Origin of the sequence: Chromobacterium alticapitis, assembly GCF_002924365.1 — a bacterium.
In the GTDB taxonomy this organism is placed as follows: domain Bacteria; phylum Pseudomonadota; class Gammaproteobacteria; order Burkholderiales; family Chromobacteriaceae; genus Chromobacterium; species Chromobacterium alticapitis.
This window is the reverse complement of the sequence record NZ_PQWB01000186.1, coordinates 1-280: the sequence shown is the minus strand read 5'-3', so window position 1 is coordinate 280 and position 280 is coordinate 1. Positions and strand designations below refer to the sequence as shown.

Sequence of the window (280 nt, the reverse complement as noted above, 5' to 3'; positions counted from 1 at the left end):
TCGGAGGCCTTCGCAAAACCAAACTGATCGGCCGGGCCAAACTGGCCGGGCAAACTTTTTTAGCGTTTGCGACATATAACCTGATCCGCATTGGCAACCTGTCCGGTTGCTGGGGCGGATCGCATGTATAGGGCGTATTGCGCCCAAAATCGCCGGATAACCGGCAAACAGCCTGAAAACCCAAGCAGAGAACGGATTTATTGGCATTCTGCCCGCTGAAACCGCCCATTTTTGTTCATATGGAAATGGGTTGGGGCAATATCGACGTGTTTTTCAACGG

General features: G+C 52.1%; 1 pseudogene. It reads left to right on the top strand.

Annotated features, from left to right (window positions below):
* Positions 1-131, top strand: a pseudogene (locus tag C2I19_RS20920) (IS5/IS1182 family transposase); the annotation flags it as partial.
* Positions 132-280: the final 149 nt, after the last annotated feature.